Here is a 3,087-nt window from a genome sequence, read left to right on the forward strand (position 1 = left end):
TCGCTCCAAACATCCAGGGATTGCTGTGCCATTTTCTCTCTTTGACTTCCTTTAACTGCGTGTTTGGACACTCCCAATCCTTCAAAGTCGGTGGACAAACCGCCCAGCCGCATGATATAATTGCATCGTTCATTGATGTGCCGATGCTCAAGGGCGGCGGCAGTGCGTATGGAGGAAAATGGAAGCCCCAAAATGAATTTGACAAAAGATTGATTGGAAAGCCTGGCGAAATAAAAATTTCCTATAAAAAAGATGGTACTATATACAAGACGAAGATCGGTGATGATGGGCAAGCTATTTTAGAGCGCCATTACACATCTGCCCCAAATCCAAAGTACCATTCGAATCCACACGATCACATGATCGACTGGCACACGCCCAGAGAGGGTATTCCTAATTTTGGGCCTCCCATCAACTATTGGGATGGAGAGACACCAGAGTTTAAATCATATAGCTGGAGCAATGCTATGAAGTCTATTATTTATGATACAAATACGCAGGAAGACATCCGCTTTAAGACTATCAGTGAATTTAAAGAATGCATCTTACGTGGTGGCGAGGTTGTATTCAGTTGGAATTCCAAGCAATATGGTGTATTTAAGAGCAGCACGCAGTATTGCATTGCCTTGTTCAATGGTGAAGAAGAAAAATGGTACAGCAGTCTTGATGAACTGTTAGAGTACATTGTGGGCGGTGATCGACTCCGGGATGTGATTACCCAAGTCACTGTATGGGATCGCACAATCTGAGTACGGAAGGTTCGTCGGTTGTAGTATATGCAAAAGTCTCCATAAGATAAAAATCGATTTTGACCCCTTATTGCAGCTCAGAAAAAGCCCTAAGGTGATGAAAAGGCCTTAGCAATAAAAAGTATTTTTCTCGCCTTGGTGCAAACGGAAAAGACAGGCATAGCCTGTCTTTTCCGTTTGGAGCTTTCCCGGTTTGCTAAGGGCAAACCGGGCCGCTGCGGCGGGCTGATTAAAATCGCGCAGGAAAGCCATCGTAGTTTTCCTATACACACCTTTGCCTTATATGTTATAATGTGTGACAAGAGCATCAAGCGGCGACCTGTATCATTGCAGCGCTGAAACAGATCCCGCCGAAGATGGCCGGACAGGATCATCCAGGGAGCCGCGTGTTCGGACCGCCCTCTGAACTTGAACGTTCTGAACGGAACTATGCGCTGGAGCTGTTGGAGCGCGGGAGGAGCATGGGGCCGCATAGTGGGAAACAGGGAGGGATACATTGTGGCATTCTGGAAGAGATATGGCGGTTCTCTGGTGATGCTGGCGGTTTTTGGGAGCATCGCAGTGGGATTTTGGCTGGCGATGGACAATCTATTTTACCTGCTGAATTTCGGCTATATCGGCGGCTCCATCGCCTTGGGCCTGGCACTGTATGCCAACCGCTATCCCCACGCCCGGCGGGTGGTGCAGCTGCTGGTAGGCCTGTATATGCTGGTTTATCTGGGGATCTTCTGCCAGGAGAATATGCAGATCGAGGGATTTTGGTACTATCTGTTTTCCGGCGTCTTTGAGGCTGCCACCATTCACTATGTTGTGGCAAAGATCGCAGGCCCCCTCCTGTTTGGAAGGGGCTGGTGCGGTTATGCCTGCTGGACGGCCATGGTGCTGGACCTGCTGCCCTATAAACGCCCGGCGGCGCCCAGGAAAAACTGGGGCTTTGTCCGTTATATCGTGTTTGCGCTGTCTCTGCTGTTCGTGGGGGCGCTGTTTGTCCTGCGGATCGCCGACAAGGAGACGATCCTGTTCAGGAGCTTTCTTGTCGGCAATGCCTTGTACTATGCTGTGGGGATCGGGCTGGCCGTTGCCTTGGGGGATAACCGGGCCTTCTGCAAATACATCTGCCCGGTCACGGTGTTCCTGAAGCCCGCCAGCCGATATGCCCTGCTGCGGGTGCGGGTGGACGGGGAGCGGTGTATCTCCTGCGGGATGTGCAAAAAGGTGTGTCCCATGGATGTGGACGTCACAGACAACAGCCGAGACCGCCTCAATGGGACCGAGTGCATCCTCTGCATGGAGTGCGTGGAGCACTGTCCGGTCAAGGCAATCAAACTCTGAACGCCTGCCCAACGAAGCGGCTGCCTCCCGGCATACCTGGGACAGCCCTGAACTGAAATAAAAGGAGAGACATGCAAGCATGTCTCTCCTTTTGCACAGGATTGAAGTGTCAAGGCTCTCCCACGATATGAGGAAGGAAATAGCGGATCTGCTTTTTCCACCAGGGCCAGTCGTGGTTCACATCCAGGCCCCAGTAGTCTACCCAGGCGTGGATGCCCTTTTGCCGCAGAATCTCGTCCAGACGGCGGGTGCCGGCCAGGAGCGGTTCCTCCCAGGCCCCCTGTCCCACGCAGATGATGATGTTCCGCTGATTATACAGCTGGATATAGGGATGGTCGGCGGGCATGTTGGCGATGCTGGCGCAGGGGTCGTTGGCATAGACCACCTCGTCCATATAGCCGCCGTACATATCATAGGTGTCGTAGATGCCGGACAGGGCAATCACGCTGTCGAAAACGTCGGGCCGCCGGAAGAAGAAATTTCCCGCATGATAGGCGCCCATGGAGAATCCGGTGGACAGCAGCGCCTGTCCGCTGCCGTTGATCTCCCGGATACGGGGGACCAGCTCCTCCATCACGTACTGGTACCAGGCCTCGTGCCGCCGGACACGGTCATAGGGGTTCCCCTCTTTGGCGGACACGGTCTCGGCGTCAATGGTGTCCACGGTGAACAGCTGGAGCTTCCCATGGTCTAGATAGTCGGCCAGGGTGTCCAGCATCCCAAAGCCCTCCCAGTCATAAAAGCGGCCGTTCTGGCAGGGGAATACCAGTACGGGTTTCCCGCCGTGGCCGTATACCTTGAATTCCATATCCCGCTCCAGACAGCGGCTGTATTCCTTGTGGTACTCGGTGTGCATGACATCGACTCCTCTTCCGCTTGGATTTTTCAACTATAACACAAAACCGGCCCGCAGGCAAGGGGCGGCTGGAATTCGGGAGTGTCCAAACACGCAGTTAAAGGAAGTCAAAGAGAGAAAATGGCACAGCAATCCCTGGATGTTTGGAGC

At 53.1% G+C, this 3,087-nt stretch carries 4 protein-coding genes; 2 read left to right on the forward strand and 2 right to left on the reverse strand.

What is annotated here, in order from left to right:
* Positions 1 to 749, forward strand: a 749-nt coding sequence (locus Q0Z71_RS17010; RefSeq protein ID WP_298025383.1) for a hypothetical protein, incomplete at its 5' end; no start/stop codon positions are given.
* A 108-nt stretch (positions 750 to 857) separates the two neighbouring features.
* Here the strand turns inward: Q0Z71_RS17010 and Q0Z71_RS17015 are convergent.
* Positions 858 to 1,001, reverse strand: a complete 144-nt coding sequence (locus Q0Z71_RS17015) for a hypothetical protein (protein ID WP_298025386.1) — start codon at positions 999 to 1,001, stop codon at positions 858 to 860.
* Positions 1,002 to 1,283: 282 nt separating this feature from the next.
* Here Q0Z71_RS17015 and Q0Z71_RS17020 point away from each other — a divergent pair, with 282 nt between their 5' ends.
* Positions 1,284 to 2,081 (forward strand): 4Fe-4S dicluster domain-containing protein, encoded by a 798-nt coding sequence (locus Q0Z71_RS17020; RefSeq protein WP_363316743.1) that lies wholly within the window; start codon positions 1,284 to 1,286, stop codon positions 2,079 to 2,081.
* Between the two features lie 109 nt (positions 2,082 to 2,190).
* Here Q0Z71_RS17020 and Q0Z71_RS17025 read toward each other — a convergent pair whose 3' ends face one another.
* Entirely contained in the window at positions 2,191 to 2,937 is a 747-nt protein-coding gene (locus Q0Z71_RS17025; protein WP_298025388.1) for an esterase family protein, read from the reverse strand.
* Positions 2,938 to 3,087 lie beyond the last annotated feature (150 nt).

The sequence above is a fragment of the uncultured Dysosmobacter sp. genome, from assembly GCF_947631635.1.
Classification (GTDB): domain Bacteria; phylum Bacillota; class Clostridia; order Oscillospirales; family Oscillospiraceae; genus Oscillibacter.

Coding starts and splice junctions, on each gene's coding strand:
- Q0Z71_RS17015 (WP_298025386.1), bottom strand. CDS start 1,001: ATGGCTTTCCTGCGCGATTTTAATCAGCCCGCCGCAGCGGCCCGGTTT.
- Q0Z71_RS17020 (WP_363316743.1), top strand. CDS start 1,284: ATGCTGGCGGTTTTTGGGAGCATCGCAGTGGGATTTTGGCTGGCGATG.
- Q0Z71_RS17025 (WP_298025388.1), bottom strand. CDS start 2,937: ATGCACACCGAGTACCACAAGGAATACAGCCGCTGTCTGGAGCGGGAT.